Source organism: Polaromonas sp., from assembly GCF_018780625.1.
Taxonomy (GTDB): domain Bacteria; phylum Pseudomonadota; class Gammaproteobacteria; order Burkholderiales; family Burkholderiaceae_C; genus Polaromonas.
This window is the reverse complement of record NZ_JADMJK010000258.1, coordinates 1-24,314: the sequence shown is the minus strand read 5'-3', so window position 1 is coordinate 24,314 and position 24,314 is coordinate 1. Positions and strand designations below refer to the sequence as shown.

The window sequence follows — 24,314 nt, the reverse complement described above, 5'->3', positions numbered from 1 at the left end:
TTGTTATTGTTATTGTTATTTTTTAAGGTACTTCATGAAGCGCACCCTTTTTTCAATCATCTCTTCGCTTGTTCTTTTGGCCGCATTGACGGCCTGCGGCTCCAGCGTCAAGCTGGCCGATGTTCCTGTGGAGGACAAGTCAGGCAGCGCCAGGCAGGTTGACGATGCGGCAGGTGCTGCGAGCAGAAGCGTGGCCCCAGTTCAGATTGACGGCAGTAACGTGTCGGGTGCCGGACCTGCGAATACGCTCAAAATCATTTACTTCGATTTCAACAGCTATCTGATCAAGCCTGAATTTCAAAGCACGATTGAGTCGCATGCCAAGTACTTGACGGCCAACAAGTCGCGCAAGCTGGCTATCGAAGGCCATACCGACCAACGCGGTGGCCGCGAATACAACCTCGCTTTGGGGCAAAAACGGGCTGAGGCGGTGCGCCGGTCGCTCGGACTGCTGGGTGTCGCAGACGCCCAGGTAGAAGCCGTGAGTTTTGGCAAGGAAAAGCCTGCCGCTTCCGGTTCGGACGAGGATTCGATGGCCAAAAATCGTCGTGCCGAGATCAACTACCGCTAACCCGGTTTTAGAACTGTGAATATATTCAAAGCTTCCGCCGCTGTGGTGGCCTGCCTGCTGGCGCTCAATGCGAACGCCGCCTTGTTTGACGACGACGAAGCACGCAAAGCCATTCTTGATTTGCGGCAAAAGGTAGAGGCTTCGCAGCAGCGCTCTTCGGAAGACTTGAGAAGAGTCAGCGATGAAAATGCCCAGTTGCGCCGCAGCGTGCTTGATCTGTCCAACCAGATTGAGACGCTGCGAAACGATATGGCCGTACTGCGTGGACAGAACGAGCAACTGACCCGGGGCATTTCAGACATCCAGCGCAACCAGAAAGACCTGACGCAAGGCGTGGACGAACGCCTGCGAAAGTTTGAGCCAGCCAAGGTCACGGTGGACGGAAAAGAGTTTGTGGCGGAGTTGGTTGAAAAGCAGCAATTCGAGGCTGCGCTTGCTACCCTTCGAACAGGTGATTTTGCGGCGGCTCAAACAAGTTTTGTCGCGTTCACAAAACGCTATCCGCAAAGCGGCTACAAGTCCTCTGCACTTTTCTGGCTGGGCAATGCGCAATACGCCTTGCGTGACTACCGGGAGGCGATGGTGAATTTCCGCACGCTGGTCGCCGCCGAACCGGATCATTTGCGCGCACCGGAAGCGCTCTTGTCAATGGCCAATTGCCAGGTGGAACTCAAGGACGTCAAGTCTGCGCGCCAGACCTGGGCTAGCCTTGTAAAGGCTTATCCGCAGTCTGAAGCCGCCACGGTGGCAAAAGAGCGCCTGGCCAAGCTGAAATAACAGTCGGCAGGCAGGACTCGGGATTTCCATTCCCGCCTAAAATTCGGGGATGGATATTCTCGGACTCAACATGCTGACCACCCAGGTTCTCTGGGCGGCCTTCATCCTGTCAATGCTTTTTGGCGCCATCGCGCAGCGCACCCATTTTTGCACCATGGGAGCCATCAGCGACATCGTGAACATGGGGGACTGGACGCGCATGCGCATGTGGGGCATGGCGATTGGCGTTGCCATGATCGGTTTTTTTGGCATGGCGGCGGCAGGCCTGATCGACCCCGACAAAACCTTATACGCGTCCAGCCGCTTCATTTGGCTTTCCGCGCTCGTCGGCGGTGCGATGTTTGGTTTCGGCATGGTTTTGTCCTCTGGCTGCGGCAGCAAGACGCTCGTGCGAATTGGAGGCGGCAGTCTTAAATCGCTGGTGGTTTTTGCCATCATGGGGATTGCAGGGTTTGCCACACTCAAAGGCATCACCGCTGTGGCGCGCGTGGCCACGATAGACCAGATCGCCGTTGATTTCACCGTCAATGCCACGCTGCCCAACTGGCTGGCTGCCGCGTGGGGCGTGGCGCCGTCTGCTGCCGGGCTGGGGCTGGCCCTGCTGCTTGGATCGGGTTTGATCCTGTGGGCTTTATCGGGCAAGGAATTTCGGAACTTTAACAACCTGCTGGCCGGATTCGGTATAGGCGCCGTGGTCGTGGCCATGTGGTGGGTCAGCGGTGTTCTGGGCCATGTGGCCGAGCATCCTGAAACCCTGGAGGAAATCTTTGTTGGCACCAATACCGGCAAGGCAGAAGCCATGAGCTTTGTTGCGCCCATGGCCTACACCCTGGACTGGCTCATGTTTTTTAGCGACAAAAGTAAAGTCCTCACACTGGGGGTCGTGTCGGTGTTTGGTGTTGTGCTCGGTTCAGCCGCACAGGCCTTGGCGACACGTCATTTTCGCTGGGAGGGTTTTCGCGACGTACAGGACACTGCCAACCACCTGGTTGGTGCCACCTTGATGGGTGTCGGCGGGGTAGCCGCGATGGGCTGCACCATTGGCCAGGGCCTGTCTGGTATCTCTACCCTGAGCGCCACGAGTTTTGTCGCCGTGGCAGCCATCGTGATGGGTTGCATTGCTGGTTTGAAGTACCAGATATGGCAGCTTGAGCGCTCGCTCTGATACAGCTTCCCAAAGGTAACAACATGACATCTGAGGCAGAGGTGATTTCTGCCGATCTCGATCGGCGTTTTGGCGGTCTCGCGCGGCTGTATGGGGCCGCTGGTGCCCAGCGGATTCGTGCTGCGCACATTGTGGTGATAGGTCTGGGCGGTGTTGGTTCATGGGCAGCAGAGGCCGCTGCACGCAGCGGGGTGGCCCGCCTGACGCTGGTCGATCTTGACCACATTGCCGAATCCAACATCAACCGTCAGGTGCATGCACTCGACAACACCTTGGGGCAGGCCAAAGTCCAGGCGATGCGCGAACGCATCGCCCAGATCAATCCGTCCTGCAAGGTGGACTGCATTGAAGAATTTGTCGATTCCGGCAATTGGCCAGACGTTCTGACTCTGGGCGATGGGTTCGACTACAGACAATTGGCTGTGATTGATGCCTGCGACCAGGTCAGGGCCAAGACCGCCATGGCGGCCTGGGCTATCCGGGGCAATGCCACCTTGATCAGCGTTGGTGCAGCAGGGGGCAAGCGGCTTGCGCACCGCGTCGATATTGAAGATCTGTCTCTGGTGACCCACGACCCATTGCTGGCGCAAATGCGCTACCGCCTGCGTAAAGAGCATGGCGCTTCCCGCCAGGGAAAAATCGGTGTCGCCTGTGTTTTCAGCAGGGAAGCGGTGCTTCAACCTGCCGTTCCCAAAGCACTGGACGCTCAGGGAAATCCTGCCATGGAGACTCTTCAAGTACAAGGCGACGCAGTGGCGCAGAGCGATGGCAGTCTTAATTGCCACGGCTATGGATCGGTCGTGAGTGTCACGTCTACGTTCGGCGTGTGCGCAGCCGGTTGGGCTCTCAGTAAAATTGCTGGGTAATTTCTAAAACAGCTAAAAATTGACGCTATAATTTGAGGCTGTGCTGCAGACGATGCAGTGCAAACCAAGAGAAATCTTGGGACCTTAGCTCAGTTGGTAGAGCAGCGGACTTTTAATCCGTTTGTCGCGGGTTCGACCCCCGCAGGTCCCACCATCCATCTCCCGGGTTCTTAGCTCAGCCGGTAGAGCAGCGGACTTTTAATCCGTTTGTCGCGGGTTCGACCCCCGCAGAACCCACCAATATTAAATTCTCATTAAAAATTTTAAACCCGTGCGGTTTGAAGTTTTTTTGTCGATTATTTAAAGTCATTTAATCACGTGTCATTCAACACGTGGATTCACCAATAGACCTGATACCCCTGCAAAGAGGGGATTTCCAGTTGCTACGCGAACAGAATTTAGCCGCGTTGAAGGCTTGTGAATATCCGGCTGGGCGTCAGGATTTAACGGGTGACGCCAGTCGCAAAATTCATTTACGCCGTGACCGTCTCAATCTGATCGGTCAACTCCAGCCAACGCTCTTCCAGTGCGCCCAGATCATTTTCAATGGCCTTCAGGCGTTTGCCCGTCTGGGCAATTTCCACAGCGGCAGTGGCGGTCGTGAGCAGGGTTTGCAGGCTTCCCTGCTCGCGGGTGAGCGCCTGCATCTGCCGGTCTATGGTTTCCAGTTCCTTGCGCAGCGGCTTGGAGGCATCTGATTGCTGCTGACGGCGCTGGGCTTCCTCTTTTTTAGTGGATGCGGTTTTTGAATCCGGCGTATTCGCTGCCTTTGCCGGCTCAGCGGCAGCAGGTGCTGCTTTGGCTGCCATGGTGGCAGGCTTGGCCGCGTTGCTGGTGGACTTTTTGGCTTCTTCGCGCTGACGCTTGGCTTCGTCAAGCAAATAACGCTGATAGTCATCCAGGTCACCGTCGAAGGGCGCTACGCCGCCGCGGGAGACCATCCAGAACTCGTCGCACACGGCACGCAGCAGCGCACGGTCGTGGCTGACCAGCATCACGGTGCCCTCAAATTCATTGAGCGCCATCGACAACGCTTCGCGGGTGGCCAGGTCCAGGTGATTGGTTGGCTCATCGAGCAGCAAGAGGTTGGGGCGCTGCCAGACAATCATGCATAGCACCAAGCGGGCTTTTTCGCCGCCGCTCATGCTGCCCACGGCCTGCTTGACCATGTCGCCACCAAAGTTGAAGTTGCCCAGGAAGCTGCGCAAGTCTTGCTCGCGCGTGGGCTGGTTGCCCAGTTTGCCGGCCGCGCTGACTTCCTTGACCAGCCGGATCATGTGCTCCAGCGGGTTGTCGTTCAAGCGCAGCACGTCAAGTTCCTGCTGCGCAAAGTAGCCAATGTTCAGGCCCTTGCCTTCGGTCATGTCGCCCTGAATCGGGGCAAGGGCGCGTGCCACGGTTTTGACGAGGGTTGATTTACCCTGGCCGTTGGCACCCAGAATGCCGATGCGCTGGCCGGCCAGTACCGATTTACTGACGTTTTGCACGATGACCGTGGGCGGTGTGCCTTCCGGTGCGTCTTCGGGTGCCGGGTAGCCAAAATAGGCGTTCTGCATCGACAGCATCGGGTTGGGCAGGTTGGCAGGTTCCTTGAACTCGAAGGTGAAATCGGCTTCCGCGAGCAGCGGCGCGATTTTTTCCATGCGGTCCAGTGCCTTGACACGGCTTTGCGCCTGCTTGGCCTTGCTGGCCTTGGCCTTGAAGCGGGCAATGAACTTTTGCAGGTGGGCGATCTTGTCCTGCTGCTTGTTGAATGCGCCTTGCTGCAGCGCCATCTGCTCGGAACGCAGGTCTTCAAACTTGCTGTAGTTGCCACCGTAGCGCGTGAGTTTGGCGCTTTCAATATGCACCGTCACGTCGGTCACGGCATCGAGAAATTCGCGGTCATGGCTGATGACCAGCATGGTGCCCTGGTAGCGCTTGAGCCAGGCTTCCAGCCAGACCAGCGCGTCCAGATCCAGGTGATTGGTCGGCTCGTCAAGCAGCAACAGGTCGGACGGGCACATCAGCGCGCGCGCCAGTTGCAGGCGCATGCGCCAGCCGCCTGAAAAGCTGTTGACCGGGTTGTCAAGTTCGTTGAGCTTGAAGCCCAGACCGAGAATCAGGGCTTGTGCCCGCGCCTGCGCATCGTGCGCGCCCGAGTCGTACAGATTCATGTAGGCGTGGGCCATGCGGTCGCCGTCGCCGCTGGCTTCGGACGCATCGACCTCGGCCTGCGCGGCCAGCAGCACCACGTCGCCTTCAATCACGTAGCTAGTGGCGCTTTGCTCGGTCTCAGGCATGTCCTGGGCGACCTGCGCCATTTTCCACTGCGCAGGAATATAGTATTCGCCGCCGTCTTCGTGCAGCGTGCCGTTGAGCATGGCAAACAGCGATGACTTGCCTGCGCCATTGCGCCCGACCAGGCCGACTTTTTCGCCGGGGTTGAGGGTGACAGATGCGCTGTCGAGAATCACTTTGGCGCCACGGCGCAGCACCACATTTTTAAGGGTAATCATTTAAACAAACAGACTCAAGAAAATTAGGGGGCGCAGTGTTCCACGCCCATGAGTGGGATATTCCGGTCGCTCACCAAACGTGCAAATCAGTGGATCAAACCAATTGTTCGCGCGTGATCAGCATGACCTGGTCACTCCCGGCGCTGGTTTCAAACCAGAGCACTTCAAGGTGCGGGAAGGCGCGCTCAAAATTCTCGCGCTCATTGCCGATTTCCAGCACCAACACGCTATTTTCGCTCATATGGCGCGCGGCTGTGGAAAAAAGGTTTCGGATGAAGTCCATGCCGTCTTCGCCGCCGGCCAGCGCCAGCCCGGGTTCGGCCCGAAATTCCGCCGGCAAAGCCGCCATGGTGGCCGCATTCACATAGGGCGGGTTGCACAGGATCAGGTCATAAGGGCCGGGGCAGTTGGCCAGCCCATCGGACTGGATCAGCGTGATGCGCTGCTGCAACTGGTGCCGCTCAACATTGATGCGGGCCACCGCCAGCGCGTCAGCACTGATGTCAGCCGCATCGACCTGCACCTCGGGGTAGGTCATGGCTGCCAGCACGGCCAGGCTGCCGTTGCCGGTGCATAAATCAAGGACGCGGCGCGTGTCTTCGCTGAGCCAGGGGTCTATGCTGCCGTCGGCCAGCAGCTCGGCAATGAAAGAGCGCGGAATAATGACGCGTTCATCAACATAAAAGGGCACGCCTTGCAGCCAGGCCTCCTGCGTCAGGTAGGCGGCGGGCCGGCGATTCGTGATGCGCTCGTCAAAAAGCCTGGCTACCTGCTCCATATCGGCAGGCGCTACCGGCATTTTTTCTACTGAATCGAGTTCATCCAAAGGCAAACCCAGCCGCCACATGACCAGCCACGCCGCTTCGTCGAAAGCCGTCAGCGTACCTTGGCCAAAGCCGTCGGACTGCGTCAAGCCTGCCGTTTCCAGCCGCTCGGCCATCTGCTCAATCAGCGCCAGCACGGTCAGCGCACTCATGCTGCGGCCAGACGCTGCAAAACGCCTTTGTAGATATTTTTCAGCGGGTCGAGGGACGCCACGGCGACGCATTCGTTGATTTTGTGAATGGATGCATTCAGGGGCCCGAACTCGATGACTTCGGCGCAGACTTTGGCGATAAAACGACCGTCGCTGGTACCGCCAGTGGTCGACAACTCGGTCGCAAGGCCGGTTTCGGCCTGGATGGCACCGCGCACCGCATCGACCAGCGTGCCGGGCGTGGTCAGGAAGGGCAGGCCGCCCAGCGTCCATTTCAGGTCATATTCAAGCTGGTGCCGGCTCAGCACGGCCTGCAAGCGCTGCTGCAGGCTTTCCGGCGTGGACTCTGTGGAAAAGCGGAAATTAAAGTCAATGACCAACTCGCCTGGAATGATATTGGAGGCGCCCGTGCCGCCATGTACGTTGGAAACCTGCCAGCTGGTCGCGGGAAAAAATTCGTTGCCCCGGTCCCACTCGGTCGCGACCAGTTCAGCCAGTGCTGGCGCAAACAGGTGAATCGGATTTTTGGCCAGGTGCGGATAGGCGATGTGGCCCTGCACCCCCTTGATCGTGAGCTTGCCGCTCATGGTGCCACGCCGGCCATTCTTGATCATGTCGCCGAGCTTGACCACCGAGGTCGGTTCGCCCACGATGCAAAAATCGAGCACCTCACCGCGGGCCTTGAGTCGCTCGCAGACCACCACCGTCCCGTCAAGCGCCGGTCCTTCTTCATCACTGGTGATCAGGAAAGCGATCGACAGCGCAGGCTGCGGATGCTCAGCCAGGAACTCCTCGACGGCGACCACCATGGCGGCGATGGACGCCTTCATGTCGGCGGCGCCGCGTCCGTAGAGTTGTCCATCGCGATGGCTGGGCGTGAACGGATGGCTATGCCACTGCTCCAATGGGCCCGTGGGCACCACGTCGGTATGACCGGCAAAAACCAGTGTCTTGGGCTGCGTCGAGCCTGAATTTGATTTGGTAGCGGCTTGCACTGGCAAAGATTTGGCCAGAGGCCTGAAACCCTCAAATTTTGCCCATAAATTGGTCACGCGGAAGTGCTCAGGCCCGCTGAATATGGTTTCGCACTTGAAGCCCAACGCGGCCAGCCGCTCAGCCAGAATGGCCTGGCAACCTGCATCGTCGGGGGTGACGGAAGGGCGTGAAATCAGCTGTTCAGCCAGACGGAGTGTTCGGGACATGGTGGTTAGGTTCGGGCGGGGCCGGTCTAGAAGAAAAAAAGTGCAGGTGCCCGCGCATGACACACCGTGAAAAGCGTGGGGGCCATGGTCATCAGCCGTGCATCACATCCAGCGTAATTTCAGTGAAGGACGGCTGGTCGTCCGCGTCCGGCTCTGGCGTTTGTTGCTTGGCCTTGGCCGACGAAAAATCGTTTTCAAGCCGCCACATCAGGTTGGTTGGCGAGTCAGCATGCTGCAGGCCTTCCTTGCGCGTGACGGTTTCTTGCCCAATCAATTTGGCGATGTCCTGCTCGAATGTTTGTGAACCGTCGGCCATGGATTTTTCCATGGCCTCCTTCACGCCCGAGAAGTCGCCTTTTTCAATCAGATCGGCGATCAGTTTGGTATTGAGCAAGACTTCCACGGCAGGTGTTCTGCTACCGTCCTGCGTGCGCAGCAAGCGTTGCGAGACGATGGCCTTGAGGGCTGCACCCAAATCGCCCAGCAGGGTCTTGCGTACTTCTGCGGGGTAGAAACTCAGGATCCGGTTAAGCGCCTGGTAGCTGTTGTTGGCATGCATGGTGGCCAGGCACAAATGCCCGCTCTGGGCATAGGCAATAGCGGCTGACATGGTCTCGCGGTCGCGAATTTCGCCAATCAAAATCACGTCGGGGGCCTGCCGCAGTGCGTTTTTCAGCGCCACCTGCAACGACTGCGTGTCGGCGCCCACCTCGCGCTGGTTCACCACCGATTTTTTGTTGGTGAATAAAAACTCGACGGGATCTTCAATCGTGAGAATGTGGCCCTGCGCGGTTTCGTTGCGGTGATCCAGCATGGCGGCCAATGTCGTGCTTTTGCCCGATCCGGTCGAGCCCACCATGAGCAGCAGTCCGCGCTTTTCCATGATCAGATCGGCCAGGATGGGCGGCAGGCTCAGGCTGCCAAGCAGGGGAATCTCGCTCGGAATGAAGCGAATCACGGCCGCATAGGTTCCACGCTGTCGAAATCCACTGATGCGAAAGTTGCCCACGCCCTCCAGCGCCCGGGCCGTGTTCACCTCGCCCAATTGTTCCAGTTCCTGGATTTGCACGGGCGACAGCACCTCGGCCAGCAACTTGAGGGGGGCGTCGGCCGGCAGAATCTGGGCATTAATGGGGATGGCCTGGCCGTTAATCCTGATGAGAACGGGCGAGTGAGCCGACAAGTAAACGTCCGATGCCTTCTTGTCCGCCATCAAACGCAAAATTCTCTCCATCGTGCTCATAGTCACCCTTCGGTCATCGTCAATTTACGCGCGCAGGCCTGTTCCGGATCAATCAGTCACGCAGCAGATCATTCAGGCTGGTTGTGGCACGCGTCTTGGCGTCCACGCGCTTGACGATCACCGCGCAGTACAGGCTGTACTTGCCGCCAGCCTTGGGCAGGTTGCCCGAGACCACGACGGAGCCTGCCGGAATGCGGCCGTAGCTCACGGTATCGGCTTCACGGTCGTAAATCGGCGTGCTCTGGCCGATGTACACGCCCATCGAGAGCACCGAGTTTTCCTCGACGATCACGCCTTCGACCACTTCGGAGCGTGCGCCGATAAAGCAGTTGTCTTCAATGATGGTCGGATTCGCCTGCATCGGCTCCAGCACGCCGCCAATGCCCACGCCGCCCGACAGATGCACGTTCTTGCCGATCTGGGCGCATGAACCCACGGCGGCCCAGGTATCGACCATCGTGCCTTCATCGACATAAGCGCCGATGTTGACGTAGCTGGGCATCAAAATCGCGCCCTTGGCGATGAAGCTGCCGCGCCTGGCCACGGCAGGCGGCACCACGCGCACGCCGGTGGCGCGCATTTCCTGCTCGCTCAGGTTGGCAAACTTGGTGGGAACCTTGTCGTAAAAACCCAGTTCGCCAGCGCGCATGAGTTCGTTGTCCTTGAGGCGAAAGCTCAGCAGAACGGCTTTCTTGAGCCACTGATGCACCGTCCACTGGCCCACGGCTTCGCGGGTGGCCACGCGCAGTTTGCCGGTATTGAGCTGGTCAATCGCATGCTCAACGGCATCCAGCACCTCTTTGGGCGCGGCGGCAGACGAAAGGTTGGCGCGGTTTTCCCAGGCGGCGTCGATGGTGGCTTGCAGGTTGTCTTGGGTCATTTGATGAGTTTTCAGTGAACTTTGGATTGGATGAATTGAACGATGCGCTGGGCCGCTTCCACGCATTCTGCGGATTCGGCCACCAGGGCCATGCGGATTCTGCCGGCACCCGGGTTAAAGCCCCGGGCATCGCGCGCCAGATAACTGCCGGGCAGCACGACGACATTGTAAAGAGCCAGCAGCTCGCGCGAAAACGCCGTGTCCGAACCCTGGAAAACATCGGGAATAGCGGCCCACAAGTAAAAGCCCGCGTCAGGCAGGGCCACATCCATCACGCCGGCCAGCAAAGGCGTCACCTTGGCAAACTTTTCGCGGTACAGCGCGCGGTTTTCGACGACATGCAGCTCGTCGTTCCAGGCGGCGATGCTGGCCGCCTGGACGATCGGGCTCATGGCGCTGCCGTGGTAGGTGCGGTACAGCAAAAAAGGCTTGATCAGCGCCGCATCACCGGCCACAAAACCGCTGCGCAGGCCGGGCACATTGCTGCGCTTGGACAGACTGGTCAGCGAAATCAGGTTTTTGAAGTCATGCCGGCCCAACTGCGCGGCGGCCTGCAGCCCGCCCAGCGGCGGCTCGTCACGGAAATAAATTTCGCTGTAGCACTCGTCAGAGGCGATCACAAAGCCGTACTGGTCACTGAGCCCGAACAGCAGTTCCCATTCGGCCAGCCCCATCACCGCGCCCGTCGGATTGCCCGGTGAGCAGACAAACAGCAGCTGGTTTTTGGCCCACACGGCTTCGGGCACGGCGGCCCAGTCCACGCCAAAGTTGCGCGCCGGGTCGCTGGGCGCAAACCAGGGCTGGGCCCCGGCCAGCAGGGCCGCGCCTTCGTAGATTTGGTAGAAAGGATTGGGGCAGACCACGGTGGCGCCGGGCTGGCTGGGGTCAATCACGGTTTGCGCCAGCGCAAAAAGTGCCTCGCGCGAGCCGTTGACCGGCAGGATTTGCGTGGCCGGGTTCAGGCTCAGGTCGTAGCGGCGCTTCAGCCAGTCGCTCATGGATTGGCGCAAGCGGGGCTCGCCCGCCGTGGCAGGGTAGCTCGCCAGGCCGGCCAGGCTGCCGGTCAGCGCATCCTTGATCAACTGGGGCGTGGCATGGCGCGGCTCGCCAATGCCCAGGCTGATGGGGCGGTAGGCCGGGTTGGGGGTGATGTCGGCGTGCAGTTGGCGCAGCCGCTCGAACGGGTAAGGCTGAAGGCGTGAAAGCAGGGGATTCATGCGCCGATTATCCAGCCTTGGCACCACGTTTTGCGCCCAGGCTTGCGGTGGCCTGCTGCCACAGGACCCCCAATAGCTATTAAATTTATAGCTAATAATATCCGTATTTATTGGGCTAGACGCCGATTTATTGAGAATTTTCAGCGGGACTGCTGAATTTCGGTGTTGCCGCGCGATGCCAAAGGCCACCAGGCTTTGCGCAGCGCGGCGCTCGGGTAACATTGCGGGCTGCGCAGGGCTCTATGCCGTGCGTGTCATGTCAGCAACTCGTTAAAATTCCATAACAATCAACGGGTTAGCTCAAGGCGTAAGTCAGGCTCAAGAAAACAGGGACAGCTGTGCGTCTCAATTCGATCAAATTAGCGGGGTTCAAGTCGTTCGCGGAACCCACCAATTTCATACTCCCCGGACAACTGGTCGGCGTGGTAGGCCCCAACGGGTGCGGAAAGTCCAACATCATGGATGCGGTGCGCTGGGTGCTGGGCGAAAGCAAGGCGTCCGAGCTGCGCGGCGAGTCGATGCAGGACGTGATTTTCAGCGGCACCACCACCCGCAAGGCCGCCAGCCGCGCCAGCGTGGAGTTGGTGTTTGAAAATGCCGACCACCGCGCCGGCGGCCAGTGGGGCCAGTTCCTGGAGATCGCCGTCAAGCGCGTGCTGACCCGCGACGGCGCCTCGAACTACTTCATCAACAACCAGCCGGTGCGCCGGCGCGACGTGCAGGACGTGTTCCTCGGCACCGGCCTTGGGCCGCGCGCCTACGCCATCATTGGCCAGGGCACGATCAGCCGCATCATCGAATCCAAGCCTGAAGAACTGCGCCTGTTCCTGGAAGAAGCGGCCGGCGTCTCGAAGTACAAAGAGCGCCGCCGCGAAACCGCCAACCGCTTGAGCGACACGCGCGAAAACCTGACCCGCGTCGAAGACATCCTGCGCGAACTCAATGCCAACCTGGAGCGCCTTGAAAAGCAAGCCGAGGTGGCCCTGCGCTACAACACGCTGCAGGCCGCGAGCACGCTCAAGCAGCACCAGCTGTGGTTTTTAAAGCGCACCGAAAGCGAAGCCGACCAGGCCCGCATCAAGGCCGACGCCGAAAAATCGGTGAACGACCTGGAAAGCCGCATTGCCGACCTGCGCCACATCGAAGCCGACCTGGAAACGATACGGCAGGCGCACTACGCGGCAGGCGACCAGGTCAATCAGGCCCAAGGCAAACTTTACGAAGCCAGCGCCGAAGTAGGGCGGCTGGAGGCCGAAATCCGCTTTGTCGTCGATGGCCGCCTGCGCGTCGAGCAGCGCCTGGTCCAGCTCAAGGAGCAAACCGCCCAGTGGGCCATGCGCCAGGACGAAGCGGCGGCCGAAACCGAAAGCCTGGCCGAACAGGCCTTTAATGCTGAAGAAAAAGCCGAGCTGCTGACCGCGCAAAACGAAGAGCAGCAGGACCAGTTGCCCGCGCTTGAAGAAGCGCTGCGCCATGCCCAGGGCAAGGCCAACGAGCAGCGCGCCAGCGTCACCCAGGTGCAGCAGCAAATTCAGGTGCTGGCCGCCGACCAGCGCAATATTGAAGAGCAGTCGCGCGCACTGACCCTGAAGCGCGAACGGCTGACGGCCGACCGCAACGCGCTCAATGCCCCCGACGAGGCGCGGCTGGCCAACCTCGGCACGCAGTTTGCCAGCGCGCAAGAAGCCCAGTCGGTGGCCGAGGCCCGCCTGCACGAACTGACCGACAGCGTGCCGCAGCTCGACGACGAGCGGCGCCGGCTGCAGCAGACCGTCAACACCGAATCGGCCACACGCGCAGGCCTGTCGGCCCGCATGGAAGCGCTCAAGGCGCTGCAGGAAAAAGTCAAGACCGACGGCAAGCTCAAGCCCTGGCTGGACAAGCATGGATTGGGCGGGCTGCAAGGATTGTGGAGCCGCCTGCACATTGAGCAGGGCTGGGAAAACGCGCTCGAAGCGGCGCTGCGCGAGCGCCTGGGCGCGCTCGAAGTCAGCCGCCTGGAACTGGTGCGCGGCTTTGCCGGCGCCAACAGCCAGGACGCACCGCCGGCCAAGCTGTCGTTCTACACACCGCCCAGCGCCGGGCTGCCCGAGCCCACCAACGCCCTGCTCAATCTCAAGCCACTCGCAGATATGCTCCGGCTCAACGACGCCGGTCTGTCCGCCCTGCTGGGCGACTGGCTGCAGGGCTGCTTCACCACGCCCAGCCTGGACGACGCGCTGTCGGCGCGCGACAGGCTGCAGTCCGGCGAGGTGATTTACGTCCTGGGCGGCCACGCCGTGACCCGGCACAGCGTGAGCTTTTATGCGCCCGATTCCGAACAGGCCGGCCTGCTGGCGCGTGCCCAGGAAATCGAAAACCTCGACAAGCAGCTCCGGGCCCAGGCCCTGATCAGCGACGAAGCCCGGTCTGCGCTGCTGCGCGCCGAGGCCGCCTATCAGGACGCCGCCCAGCGCCTGGCCACGGCCCGCCGCGAGGCCGCTGAAAATCAGAGCCGTGCCCACGAACTGCAAGTCGAATTGCTGCGCCTGAGCCAGCTGGCCGAGCAGGCCCGCGCCCGCAGCGCGCAGATTCAGGCCGACATGGCTGAAATCGAAGCCCAGCTGGACGAGCTGCAGGAGCGCAAGGTCACGGCCGAGGCCCGCTTTGAGGAACTCGACATGCAGCTGGCCGACAGCCAGGAACGCCATGCGCAACTCGATGACCGCGTGATCAGCGCCGAGCGCCGCCTGGGCGAGTCGCGCGAGCAGCAGCGCACGCTGGAGCGTCAGGCGCAGGAAGCACAGTACGCGCTGCGCAGCCTGGCCGCGCGCCGCGAAGAGCTGGCGCGCACGCTGGCCATCGCGGTCCAGCAGGCGGCCAGCGTCGCGCAGGAAGATGCCCGCGCCCGCGAAGAACTCTCCCGCCTGAACGACGCTGCCGCGCAGGGCGGCCTGCAAAGCGCACTGTCTGCCAAGCTGGAACGCGAAGCCGACCTGAGCGCCCAGCGCAGCCAGTACGACGATCTGACCCACAAGCTGCGCACCAGCGACGAACGGCGGCTGCAACTCGAGCGCGAACTCGACCCGCTGCGCCAGCGCATCACCGAATTCCAGCTGAAAGAGCAGGCTGCGCGTCTGGGCGTGGAGCAATACGAGCAGTTGCTGACCAACGCCCAGGCCGATCTGGCCGCTGTGGCGCAGTCGATTGAAGCGGGCAACGTGCGGGTGAGCGGCTTGCAGGGCGAGATTGACCGCATCAACCGCGAAATCCAGTCGCTAGGCGCTGTGAACCTGGCCGCGCTGGACGAGCTGAGCACGGCGCGCGAGCGCAAGCAGTTCCTCGATTCCCAGTCGGCCGACCTGAACGACGCCATGGCGACGCTTGAAGACGCGATCAGGAAAATCGACATGGAAACCCGCGACCTGCTGTCCAGTACCTTTGACGCGGTCAACGGGCATTTTGGCCGCATGTTCCCCGAGCTTTTTGGCGGCGGCAATGCCCGGCTCATGATGACCGGCGAAGAAATTCTGGACGCAGGCGTGCAGGTCATGGCACAGCCGCCCGGCAAGAAGAACCAGACGATTCACTTGCTGTCGGGCGGTGAAAAGGCGCTGACAGCCATTGCGCTGGTGTTTGCTATTTTTCAGCTCAATCCGGCCCCGTTTTGTTTGCTTGACGAGGTGGATGCGCCACTGGACGATGCCAACACCGAACGCTATGCCAAACTGGTATCCAGCATGAGTAAAGAAACCCAGTTTTTGTTTATCAGCCACAACAAGATCGCCATGGAAATGGCCGAGCAGCTGATCGGCGTGACCATGCAGGAGCAGGGCGTCTCGCGTGTCGTGGCCGTTGACATGGAGGCAGCCCTCGGCTTTGCCGAGGCCGCATGAACAGCATGAGCACATTTCAGATCAGTTTGGCCATCGTGGGCGCCTTGGTGCTGTTGGGCGTGGTGGTCCACAGCGCCTGGTCGTCGCGCAGGAACCTGCCTAAACGGCCCATTCAGCAAGCGCCCCCCCGGCAGGAACCTGCGGGCACGGAGCCCCACGAGGATGCGCCGCCCGCGGATGACCTGGCGCGTCGTCAGGAGCCCAGTTTTGACACAGACGCTGGCCTGGCCGCGCTGGCCAAACGGACGACGGCCGAAAAAAGACCCGCCCTCGATGCCTTGATAGATGCCATGGCCCCGGTGGTACTGGAATCCCTGGTGTCCGGTGATGCTGCATTGGCGGCCATGCCCAGCACGCTGCGAGCGGGGAGCAAGCCTTTCGGCGTCGAAGGCTTGAGCGCAAACACGGGCGAGTGGGAATTTCCGGCCCCCGGCCAGCGCTACAGCGCCTTTCAGTGCGGTGTTCAGCTGGCCAACCGAACCGGCGCACTCAACGCGATCGAGTATTCCGAATTTGTCATGAAGACCCAGGCTTTTGCCGACGCCCTGGGCGGCGAGCCCGAGTTTCCTGAGATGCTGGACGAGGTTGCCCGCGCCCGCGAGCTTGATCAGTTTGCCAGCGGACACGACGCCCAGCTGAGCTTTACCCTGCGCGCCATGCACGCAGCCTGGAGTCCGGGCTATGTGCAGCAAAGCGCCGCGCGAATCGGCTTTATCGCCGGCTCCATGCCGGGCCGCATGGTGCTGCCTGCCAGCGAGTCGGGCCATGCGCCCATTCTGGGGCTCTCGTTTGACACCCAGGCCGCCATGGCGGATGACCCCGAGCAGACGGCGCTGCGGGAAATTACCCTGTCGCTGGACGTGCCGCAGGTCCTGCGCTCGGAGCAGCCTTTTGTGCGCATGTGCGAGGCTGCGCTGGCGCTGGCGGCCAGCATGGACGGCGCGATCATTGACGACAACGGCAACCTGATCCGGGCTGAGGCCATGGAGGCCATCCATGCCGATCTTGAGCAGCTCTATGACACGCTGGACGCACGCGACCTGGCCGCCGGCTCGGTGCTCAGCCGGCGGGTTTTTTCGTGAGTGCCCGGCAAGCCATGACCCACCCTGATTTATTTGCGCCGCCGCCATCGCCCGCAAAGCGTATCGCGGCCTTGCGCGCCGAGCTGGACCTGCACGACCACCGCTATTACGTGCTCGATGCGCCCAGCATCCCCGACAGCGAATACGACAAACTGTTCAGGGAACTGCAAGCGCTGGAGGCGGCGCACCCCGAATTCCTGAGTCCCGACTCACCGACGCAGCGGGTCGGCGGCAAGCCGCTGGAGCAGTTTGTCAGCGTGCGCCACAAAGTGCCCATGCTCAGCATCCGGACCGAAACCGACACCGAGCCCACCGGCGCGCAAAATTTTGACGCCCGCGTGCGCAAGGAACTGGGGCTGGCAGATTCAGACCCGCCGGTCGAGTACGTGTGTGAACTCAAGTTTGACGGCCTGGCCATGAGCTTGCGCTACGAGCACGGCGTGCTGATGCAGGCCGCCACGCGCGGCGATGGCGAGATGGGGGAAGATGTCACGCAAAACATTCGCACCATCCGGCAGATTCCGCTCAGGCTGCCCGCCACAGCGCCAGCCGTGATCGAGGTGCGCGGCGAGGTCTATCTGAGCCGCGCTGATTTTGAAGCGCTGAACGAGCGTCAGCGTGAAAAGATCGCGCAAGGCGCCAAGGGCGAAAAAACCTTTGTCAACCCGCGCAACGCGGCGGCCGGTGGCGTGCGGCAACTGGACCCGGCCATTGCGGCCGAGCGGCGGCTGAGCTTTTTTGCCTACGGCGTGGGGGACATCACGCTGCCCGAGCAGGGCGGGCCGGTGTTTGATACCCACTTTGAGCTGCTGCAAACCCTGGAGAAATGGGGTTTTCCGGTTGCAGCCCAAACCAGGACTGCACAAGGCGCAAGCGAATTAATAGCGTTTCACCAAGCCATTGGACGCCAGCGCGACAGCCTGCCCTACGACATTGATGGCGTGGTCTACAAGGTCAACAGCCTGGCACTGCAGCAAAAGCTGGGTTTTGTCTCGCGCGAGCCGCGCTGGGCCGTGGCGCACAAATACCCGGCGCAAGAGCAGCTGACCACCGTGCTGGGCATAGAGGTGCAGGTGGGCCGCACCGGCAAGCTGACGCCGGTTGCAAAGCTCGCGCCGGTCTTCGTTGGCGGCGTCACGGTGACCAACGCCACGCTGCACAACGAAGACGAGGCGCGCCGCAAGGATGTGCGTGTGGGCGACACGGTGATCGTGCGCCGCGCCGGCGACGTGATTCCTGAAGTGGTCAGCGTGCTGCCCGACAAGCGCGTGCCCGGTGCGCCCCTGTTCACGATGCCGCGTACCTGCCCGGTGTGCGGCTCGGCCGCCGTGCGCGAAGAAGGCGAAGCCGACTACCGCTGCACCGGGGGCCTGTTCTGCGCGGCCCAGCGCAAGGAGGCCATCCTGCACTTTGCGCATCGCCGCGCGGTGGAGGTGGAAGGCCTGGGCGACAAGCTGGTCGAGCAACTGGTGGACGCCCACGTCATTCGCACACTGCCCGATTTGTACAAGCTGGGATTTACCGCGCTGGCCAGCCTGGACCGCATGGCCGACAAATCGGCCAACAAGCTGCTCGAAGCCCTGGAAAAATCCAAAAAAACCACGCTGCCGCGCTTTGTCTTCGGGCTGGGCATTCGCCATGTGGGTGAAGCCACCGCCAAAGCACTGGCCCGCCATTTCGGCCAGCTCGACGCCATCATGGACGCCACGGAGGCGCAGTTGCTGGAAGTGGACGACGTCGGGCCCATCGTCGCCAAAAGCATCCGCACCTTCTTTGACCAGCCGCACAACCGGGAAGTGGTCGAGCAGCTTCGCGCTTGCGGCCTGACCTGGGAAGAGGGCGAGCCGGCGGCGCGGGCGCCTCAGCCGCTCTCGGGCAAGACCTTTGTGATTACCGGCACGCTGCCTACCTTGGGCCGCGATGAGGCCAAGGACCTGATTGAAGCGGCGGGCGGAAAAGTCGCCGGTTCGGTCAGCAAAAAAACCGACTACGTCGTGGCGGGCACGGAGGCGGGCAGCAAGCTGGCAAAGGCCGAGGCGCTGGGCGTGGCCGTGATTGACCAGGCGGCCTTGCTGGCGCTGCTTGAACCTTCTGAAAATTGAACACTGTACCCACGAGGCCGCGCTGCGGAACCCAAGCTTATGACCATTCATGAAATCCTGAAAATGGGCGACGAGCGGCTGCTGCGCATGGCCCAGCCCGTGAGCGAATTTGACACCGACGCGCTGCACCTGCTGGTTTCCAGCATGTTCGAGACCATGCGGTCGGTCGATGGCGCGGGCCTGGCGGCACCCCAGATTGGCGTGGATTTGCAGCTGGTTATCTTTGGCACGGACGCACCGAACCCGCGCTACCCCGATGCACCATTGGTGCCGCGCACCGTGCTGCTCAACCCCGTGATCACGCCCTTGAGCGCGGACGAAGAAAGCGATTGGGAAGGCTGCCTTTCAGTGCCCGGCCTGCGCGGCCTGGTGCCGCGTTTCTCGCGCATCCGCTACACCGGGTTTGACCAGTATGGCGACCCGATTGACCGCACGGTGGACGGCTTTCATGCGCGGGTTGTGCAGCATGAATGCGACCACCTGATCGGCAAGCTCTACCCCATGCGTATCCGGGACTTCACGCAGTTCGGCTTTACCGAGGTGCTGTTTCCGGGGCAGGAGGCCTTGGCCGACGACTGATCATAGCCCTGCACGCCCAGCCCGACGCCGCGGTGCTGATCGTCGACCCGGACCGCAGCAACCGGGTCAGCTTCAACCTGAAAATGAATGCGCTGGGCTATTTACACACGGGCAGCACGCGCCAACGCCTTCAGGCGTTCAGTGCTTCCAGCAATTCGGTTTCAATCGCAATTTGTGCCCGGTTGTATTGCAGCTCGGGGCCGTCGATCAGGAAGGTATCTTCCACGCGCTCGCCCAGCGTGGTGATCTTGGCCAGCTGCAGGTTGATGCGGTGGCGGGCCAGGATACGGGCGATCAAATAGAGCAGGCCGGCGCGGTCGCTGGCCGACACCGTGAGCAGCCAGCGCTGTGCTTTTTCATCAGGGCGCAAATCCACGCGCGGCGCAATCGGAAAGCTCTTGACGCGGCGCGACACCCGTCCCTTGCCGGGTGGCGGCAGCGGGCCGGACTCTTCGATCGTGCGGCTCAGATCCGCCTCGACCATGCTGGCCAGTTCGCGGTAATGCTCGGACAGCGTCGGACTGACAACCTGAAAGGTGTCCAGCGCGTAGCCATTTTGGGCCGTATGGATCTTGGCATCCAGGATGCTGAAACCCGCCGAGTCAAAGTAACCGCAAATGCGCGCAAACAGGTCAGGCGCATCGGGCGTATAGACCAGCACCTGCATGCCTTCGCCCGCCAGGGAGCGGCGCGCGCGAACAATCACCTTGGCTTTTCCCACATGGCGCGACAACTGGCGGGCATGCCAGGCAATGTCGGCCGCCTCGTGGCGCCTGAAGTAACTCACGTCCAGCGTCGCCCACAGCGCCTTGTGCGCCTCAAACGGCTCGGCGTGCAGGGCCAGAATGGTCTGGGCTTCGCGCTTGCGCGCCTCCACAATGGCGCCGGCATCGGGTGCGCGGCCACCCAGCACCCGCAGCGTGTAGCGGTACAGGTCTTCCAGCAGCTTGCCTTTCCAGGCGTTCCAGACCTTGGGGCTGGTGCCCCGAATATCGGCCACCGTCAGCAGGTAGAGCGCGGTCAGGTAGCGTTCATTGCCCACGCGCCGGGCAAACGCGGCAATCACTTCCGGGTTGCTCAGGTCTTCCTTCTGGGCAATCCGGCTCATGCTCAGGTGCTCGCCCACCAGAAATTCGATCAGCTGGGCGTCTTCAGCGGCAATGCCGTGCTGGCGGCAGAAGGTGCGAACATCCTTTCGGCCCAGTTCGGAGTGGTCACCGCCGCGCCCCTTGGCGATGTCGTGAAACAGCGCCGCAATGAACAGTATCCAGGGCTTGTCCCAGCCGGCCGCCAGCTGCGAGCACGTCGGGTACTCGTGGGAATGCTCGGCGATGAAAAAGCGCCGCATGTTGCGCAGCACCATGAGGATGTGCTGGTCCACCGTGTAGACATGAAACAGGTCGTGCTGCATCTGCCCGACGATGTTGCGAAACACCCAGAGGTAGCGACCCAGCACCGAGGTCTGGTTCATCAGCCGCATGGCATGGGTGATGCCCTCGGGCTGCTGCAGGATGCGCAAGAAGGTGGCCCGGTTGACCGGATCACTGCGAAAGCGGCTGTTCATCACGCTGCGCGCGTTGTAGAGCGCCCGCAGCGTGCGCGCCGACAGGCCCTTGATGCCCACCGTGGTTTCAAACACCAGGAAGGTCTGGAGAATCGCGTGCGGCTCGCGCTCGTACAGGTCGTCGCTGCTGACTTCCAGCATCCCGGCCTTGTCGCTGAACCACGCGTTGATGGGCCGCAGCGGGTAGGTGTTGGGGCGCAGGCGCTCCTCGATGTTGAGCAACAGGATCTGGTTGAGCTGGCTCACCGCCTTGGCCGCCCAGTAGTAGCGGCGCATCAGCGCCTCGCTGGCGCGGCGCGGCAGCTTGCTGCCATCGTCGGAGTGGGCCGAGTAGCCGAATGATTCGGCCACGGCCGTTTGCAGATCAAACACCAGCCGGTCTTCGCGGCGCCCGGCCAGGATATGCAGGCGCGCCCGAATCAGGCTCAGCAACGCTTCATTGGCCTTGATCTGCCTGACTTCAAAGGGCGTTGCCAGGCCGCTTTTGGCCAGATCTTCCCAGGACTTGCCCAGGCCAGCCGCACGGGCCACCCACAGCACGACCTGCAGGTCGCGCAGGCCGCCAGGCGACTCCTTGCAGTTGGGCTCCAGCGCGTAGGGTGTGTTTTCAAACTTGTTGTGGCGCTGGCGCAGTTCCAGCGTTTTGGCCACAAAAAAAGCCTGCGGGTCCAGCAAAGCCTCAAGCTGGTGCTGAAGGGCCAGAAAATTATCCTTTGAGCCCGCAATCAGCCGCGCCTCCAGCAAAGAGGTCTGCACCGTGACGTCTTTGGCCGCTTCTTCCACGCAATGCGACGTGGTGCGCACGCTCGAGCCTATTTCAAGGCCGCTGTCCCAGCAATGGCCGATGAAACTTTCCACTTTTGCCTTCAGGGCCGGATCGCCCTCCGCGTTGGCGTCGTCGGGCAGCAGCAGCAGCACGTCCACGTCTGAATGAGGAAACAGCTCGCCCCGGCCATAGCCGCCTGCTGCCACCAGACAGGCGCCCGCCGCAAAGCCGGCATCCTTCCACAGCAACTGCAGCGTAGCGTCAGTGTGCCGTGACAGGCTTTTCAGCACGCCATGAATGCCGCGGTACGAAGCGCCGCTGTCTGCCAGCGATGCCAGCAATGCAGTTTTACCGGCCCGGTATTGCTCGCGCACCTGCAGTAGATCAAGCATGGGTAAAACGAACCATGGGGAGCCTTTAATGTGCGCTGGAGGGCGGCTACGCGCCGGGTTCAGGCGTCGGCAGCTGGCAGCTTGTTTTGGGGCACAAACGCCGGAATCGGCGGGCTGCCCGCAGACAGCGTCAGCACCTCGTAGCCAGTTTCGGTGACCAGCACCTCGTGCTCCCACTGGGCCGAGAGCGAGTGGTCGCGCGTCACGATGCTCCAGCCGTCTTTTTCGGGGCCGTCCTTGATGTCGCGCTTGCCGATGTTGATCATGGGCTCGATCGTGAAGATCATGCCGGGCTTGAGCTCTTCCTGCGTGCCGGGACGGCCGTAGTGCATCACCTGGGGCTCTTCGTGAAATTTCCGGCCAATGCCGTGGCCGCAAAATTCGCGCACTATCGAATAGCCCTGCTTTTCTGCAAAGGTCTGGATCGCAAAACCGATGTCGCCGAGCCGCACGCCCGGCTTGACGCGCATGATGCCGTGCCACATGGCCTCATAGGTCACCTGGCACAGACGCTTGGCCGCAATCGAGACCTCGCCGACCAGAAACATGCGGCTGCTGTCGCCGTGCCAGCCGTCCTTGATGCCGGTCACGTCCAGGTTCACGATGTCGCCTTTTTTCAACGGCTTGTCGTTGGGAATGCCGTGGCACACCTGGTGGTTGACCGACGAGCACAGGGACTTGGGGTAGGGCGCGTAGTTGGGCGGCCCGTAGCCCAGCGTCGCCGGGATCGTGCCCTGCACCTGGACCATGTAGTCGTGGGCCAACTGGTTGATTTCATTGGTGGTCACGCCGGGTTTGACGAAAGGCGTCAGGTAGTCCAGCAACTCGCCAGCGAGCCTGCCAGCCACGCGCATGCCTTCAATTTCTTCCGCATTTTTGTAAGTAATACTCATGCGCTGATTATCCCACCGGACTATTTCGCCTGCAGGGCAGCGGACTTGCAGCGGTTTGCGCAGACTTTTTGAAACGCCCGCAGTCAAAATGCAGCAGTTTGGCGCTTGCGCCCGAGGCGCTGATAAAATTGCCGCTTCATGCGCAGCCTGCCGACCTCTGACAATTTTTTGCAAAACCGGTGTCATGCGGGCGACCTCAGGTCCCCACTACAGCTTGCCGGCTGCCTCTTCACACTCCACCACAAGGCCACCAGGCCACTACTACCGTGACCCTGCACCTGACGACTTTTGAGGGCGATGCCCACGGCATCAGCGCCCTGAGCGAATTTCGCGTCCAGCAACTTCTTCCCCGCCTGCAAGGCATTCACGACAAGATCATCGGCGTCAGCGCCCGGTTTGTGCACTTGGTGGCCACCGAAGCTGCGCCTTCGGATTTCCTCAAACAGCAACTGGCCGCCCTGCTGACCTACGGCGACCCTTGCCCTGCCGCGGCCCCTGACGGATTGCTGTTCATCGTGTCGCCGCGCTTTGGCACCGTGTCGCCCTGGGCGTCCAAGGCCACCGATATTGCGCACAACTGCGGCCTGGCGGTCAAGCGCATCGAGCGCATCACCGAATACCGCCTGATGCTCAAATCCGGCTTTTTCAGCAAAACGGCCCTGACCGATGCCCAGCATGAACAGGTTGCCGCGGTGCTGCACGACCGCATGACCGAAAGCGTGGTGTTTGACCGCGCGCAGGCCGCCGCCGGCCTGTTTACGGAACTGCAGGGCGCGCCGCTGCAAACCATTGACGTGCTGCAAGGCGGCAAGGCCGCGCTGGAGCGCGCCAACACCGAATTCGGCCTGGCGCTGGCCGCCGATGAGATTGACTACCTGGTCAACGCCTTCACACAGTTGCAGCGCAACCCGACCGACGTTGAACTGATGATGTTCGCGCAGGCCAACAGCGAGCATTGCCGCCACAAGATCTTCAATGCCGAGTTCACGATAGACGGCGTGCAGCAGGAAAAAAGCCTGTTTGGCATGATCCGCAACACCGAGCAGCTGAACCCGCAGCACACGGTGGTGGCGTATTCAGACAACGCCTCCGTGATGGAAGGCGCAAAAATCCAGCGATTTTATGCCAAATCAGCTTCCAGCCCAGACGGCACGGGGGCGAGCAGCTATCAAGCCTATAGCGCCACGGACGACGTGCTGACGCATGTGCTGATGAAGGTCGAAACCCATAACCACCCGACGGCCATCTCGCCGTTCCCCGGCGCATCAACGGGCGCCGGCGGTGAGATTCGCGACGAGGGCGCGACCGGGCGCGGCTCCAAACCCAAGGCCGGCCTGACCGGTTTCACCGTCTCCAAACTGTTCGATGGCGACTATGGCAAGCCCGGGCACATTGCCAGCCCGCTGCAGATCATGACGGAAGGCCCGCTGGGCGGCGCCGCGTTCAACAACGAGTTCGGCCGGCCCAACCTGGCGGGCTACTTCCGCGAATACGAGCAGACCGTGAACGGCCAGCGCTGGGGCTACCACAAGCCCATCATGATTGCCGGCGGCGTCGGCACCATTGACGCTGAACTGACCCACAAGATTTTGTTCCCGGCCGGCACCTTGCTGATCCAGCTCGGCGGCCCCGGCATGCGCATCGGCATGGGCGGCAGCGCGGCCAG

16 protein-coding genes, 2 tRNA genes and 1 pseudogene are annotated in these 24,314 nt (G+C 61.5%); 11 read left to right on the top strand and 8 right to left on the bottom strand.

All coding sequences use genetic code 11. From position 1 onward, the window contains the following. Window positions 1–34: 34 nt before the first annotated feature. From pal to IV091_RS18330, 6 genes are all read left to right on the top strand, one after another. Window positions 35–571, top strand: a complete 537-nt coding sequence (gene pal, locus IV091_RS18355; RefSeq protein ID WP_293470906.1) for a peptidoglycan-associated lipoprotein Pal — start codon at window positions 35–37, stop codon at window positions 569–571. Between the two features lie 15 nt (window positions 572–586). Next, window positions 587–1,348: a tol-pal system protein YbgF gene (gene ybgF, locus IV091_RS18350; RefSeq protein WP_293470904.1), complete on the top strand. Its 762-nt coding sequence runs from the start codon at window positions 587–589 to the stop codon at window positions 1,346–1,348. A 49-nt stretch (window positions 1,349–1,397) separates the two neighbouring features. Continuing rightward, complete coding sequence (locus IV091_RS18345) at window positions 1,398–2,513, top strand: YeeE/YedE family protein (RefSeq protein ID WP_293470902.1); 1,116 nt, start codon at window positions 1,398–1,400, stop codon at window positions 2,511–2,513. A 23-nt stretch (window positions 2,514–2,536) separates the two neighbouring features. Continuing rightward, window positions 2,537–3,379: a tRNA threonylcarbamoyladenosine dehydratase gene (locus IV091_RS18340; RefSeq protein WP_293470901.1), complete on the top strand. Its 843-nt coding sequence runs from the start codon at window positions 2,537–2,539 to the stop codon at window positions 3,377–3,379. 78 nt (window positions 3,380–3,457) lie between these two features. After that, window positions 3,458–3,533: transfer RNA gene (locus IV091_RS18335), tRNA-Lys, on the top strand. A gap of 10 nt (window positions 3,534–3,543) precedes the next feature. Beyond that, window positions 3,544–3,619, top strand: a tRNA-Lys gene (locus IV091_RS18330). A gap of 233 nt (window positions 3,620–3,852) precedes the next feature. Here IV091_RS18330 and IV091_RS18325 read toward each other — a convergent pair. The 6 genes from IV091_RS18325 to dapC form a co-directional block, all read right to left on the bottom strand. Further along, complete coding sequence (locus tag IV091_RS18325; protein ID WP_293470899.1) at window positions 3,853–5,877, bottom strand: ATP-binding cassette domain-containing protein; 2,025 nt, start codon at window positions 5,875–5,877, stop codon at window positions 3,853–3,855. Window positions 5,878–5,971: 94 nt separating this feature from the next. Continuing rightward, the gene (gene prmB / locus IV091_RS18320; protein WP_293470897.1) at window positions 5,972–6,853 is read right to left on the bottom strand and encodes a 50S ribosomal protein L3 N(5)-glutamine methyltransferase; all 882 of its coding nucleotides are present in this window, start codon (window positions 6,851–6,853) and stop codon (window positions 5,972–5,974) included. Then, the gene (dapE, locus tag IV091_RS18315; RefSeq protein ID WP_293470895.1) at window positions 6,850–8,055 is read right to left on the bottom strand and encodes a succinyl-diaminopimelate desuccinylase; all 1,206 of its coding nucleotides are present in this window, start codon (window positions 8,053–8,055) and stop codon (window positions 6,850–6,852) included. The genes prmB and dapE overlap by 4 nt, the downstream gene beginning before the upstream one ends. A 91-nt stretch (window positions 8,056–8,146) precedes the next feature. Further along, window positions 8,147–9,298, bottom strand: a complete 1,152-nt coding sequence (locus IV091_RS18310; protein ID WP_293470893.1) for a PilT/PilU family type 4a pilus ATPase — start codon at window positions 9,296–9,298, stop codon at window positions 8,147–8,149. Window positions 9,299–9,350: 52 nt separating this feature from the next. Continuing rightward, window positions 9,351–10,178, bottom strand: a complete 828-nt coding sequence (gene dapD / locus IV091_RS18305) for a 2,3,4,5-tetrahydropyridine-2,6-dicarboxylate N-succinyltransferase (RefSeq protein WP_293470891.1) — start codon at window positions 10,176–10,178, stop codon at window positions 9,351–9,353. A gap of 11 nt (window positions 10,179–10,189) precedes the next feature. Beyond that, a complete protein-coding gene (gene dapC, locus IV091_RS18300) occupies window positions 10,190–11,395 on the bottom strand; it encodes a succinyldiaminopimelate transaminase (protein WP_293470889.1) in 1,206 nt (401 codons plus the stop codon). 338 nt (window positions 11,396–11,733) lie between these two features. Here dapC and smc point away from each other — a divergent pair, with 338 nt between their 5' ends. The 4 genes from smc to def are packed head-to-tail and all read left to right on the top strand — an operon-like array spanning window position 11,734 to window position 19,033. Then, window positions 11,734–15,270, top strand: a complete 3,537-nt coding sequence (smc, locus tag IV091_RS18295) for a chromosome segregation protein SMC (protein ID WP_293470887.1) — start codon at window positions 11,734–11,736, stop codon at window positions 15,268–15,270. Window positions 15,271–15,275: 5 nt separating this feature from the next. Beyond that, window positions 15,276–16,352 (top strand): cell division protein ZipA C-terminal FtsZ-binding domain-containing protein, encoded by a 1,077-nt coding sequence (locus IV091_RS18290; RefSeq protein WP_293470885.1) that lies wholly within the window; start codon window positions 15,276–15,278, stop codon window positions 16,350–16,352. Between the two features lie 14 nt (window positions 16,353–16,366). Beyond that, entirely contained in the window at window positions 16,367–18,454 is a 2,088-nt protein-coding gene (ligA, locus tag IV091_RS18285) for an NAD-dependent DNA ligase LigA (RefSeq protein WP_293470884.1), read from the top strand. A gap of 39 nt (window positions 18,455–18,493) precedes the next feature. Continuing rightward, window positions 18,494–19,033: a peptide deformylase gene (gene def / locus IV091_RS18280; RefSeq protein ID WP_293470883.1), complete on the top strand. Its 540-nt coding sequence runs from the start codon at window positions 18,494–18,496 to the stop codon at window positions 19,031–19,033. Between the two features lie 130 nt (window positions 19,034–19,163). On the opposite strand, the gene IV091_RS18275 is transcribed toward def, so the two are convergent. Together IV091_RS18275 and map are read right to left on the bottom strand one after the other, a co-directional pair. Next, on the bottom strand, window positions 19,164–21,755 hold the full coding sequence (locus IV091_RS18275; protein WP_293470881.1) for a [protein-PII] uridylyltransferase: 2,592 nt from the start codon (window positions 21,753–21,755) through the stop codon (window positions 19,164–19,166). Window positions 21,756–21,814: 59 nt separating this feature from the next. Further along, a complete protein-coding gene (gene map / locus IV091_RS18270; RefSeq protein ID WP_293470930.1) occupies window positions 21,815–22,699 on the bottom strand; it encodes a type I methionyl aminopeptidase in 885 nt (294 codons plus the stop codon). A 215-nt stretch (window positions 22,700–22,914) separates the two neighbouring features. Here map and IV091_RS18265 point away from each other — a divergent pair. Further along, window positions 22,915–24,314: pseudogene (locus IV091_RS18265) on the top strand (phosphoribosylformylglycinamidine synthase); the annotation flags it as partial.

Excerpts from the sequence above, each read along its gene's own strand:
- ligA (WP_293470884.1), top strand. The coding sequence starts at position 16,367 with ATGACCCACCCTGATTTATTTGCGCCGCCGCCATCGCCCGCAAAGCGT.
- IV091_RS18275 (WP_293470881.1), bottom strand. The coding sequence starts at position 21,755 with ATGCTTGATCTACTGCAGGTGCGCGAGCAATACCGGGCCGGTAAAACT.
- dapD (WP_293470891.1), bottom strand. The coding sequence starts at position 10,178 with ATGACCCAAGACAACCTGCAAGCCACCATCGACGCCGCCTGGGAAAAC.
- dapC (WP_293470889.1), bottom strand. The coding sequence starts at position 11,395 with ATGAATCCCCTGCTTTCACGCCTTCAGCCTTACCCGTTCGAGCGGCTG.
- IV091_RS18325 (WP_293470899.1), bottom strand. The coding sequence starts at position 5,877 with ATGATTACCCTTAAAAATGTGGTGCTGCGCCGTGGCGCCAAAGTGATT.
- IV091_RS18310 (WP_293470893.1), bottom strand. The coding sequence starts at position 9,298 with ATGAGCACGATGGAGAGAATTTTGCGTTTGATGGCGGACAAGAAGGCA.
- IV091_RS18345 (WP_293470902.1), top strand. The coding sequence starts at position 1,398 with ATGGATATTCTCGGACTCAACATGCTGACCACCCAGGTTCTCTGGGCG.
- def (WP_293470883.1), top strand. The coding sequence starts at position 18,494 with ATGACCATTCATGAAATCCTGAAAATGGGCGACGAGCGGCTGCTGCGC.
- prmB (WP_293470897.1), bottom strand. The coding sequence starts at position 6,853 with ATGAGTGCGCTGACCGTGCTGGCGCTGATTGAGCAGATGGCCGAGCGG.
- IV091_RS18290 (WP_293470885.1), top strand. The coding sequence starts at position 15,276 with ATGAGCACATTTCAGATCAGTTTGGCCATCGTGGGCGCCTTGGTGCTG.
- IV091_RS18340 (WP_293470901.1), top strand. The coding sequence starts at position 2,537 with ATGACATCTGAGGCAGAGGTGATTTCTGCCGATCTCGATCGGCGTTTT.
- dapE (WP_293470895.1), bottom strand. The coding sequence starts at position 8,055 with ATGTCCCGAACACTCCGTCTGGCTGAACAGCTGATTTCACGCCCTTCC.
- pal (WP_293470906.1), top strand. The coding sequence starts at position 35 with ATGAAGCGCACCCTTTTTTCAATCATCTCTTCGCTTGTTCTTTTGGCC.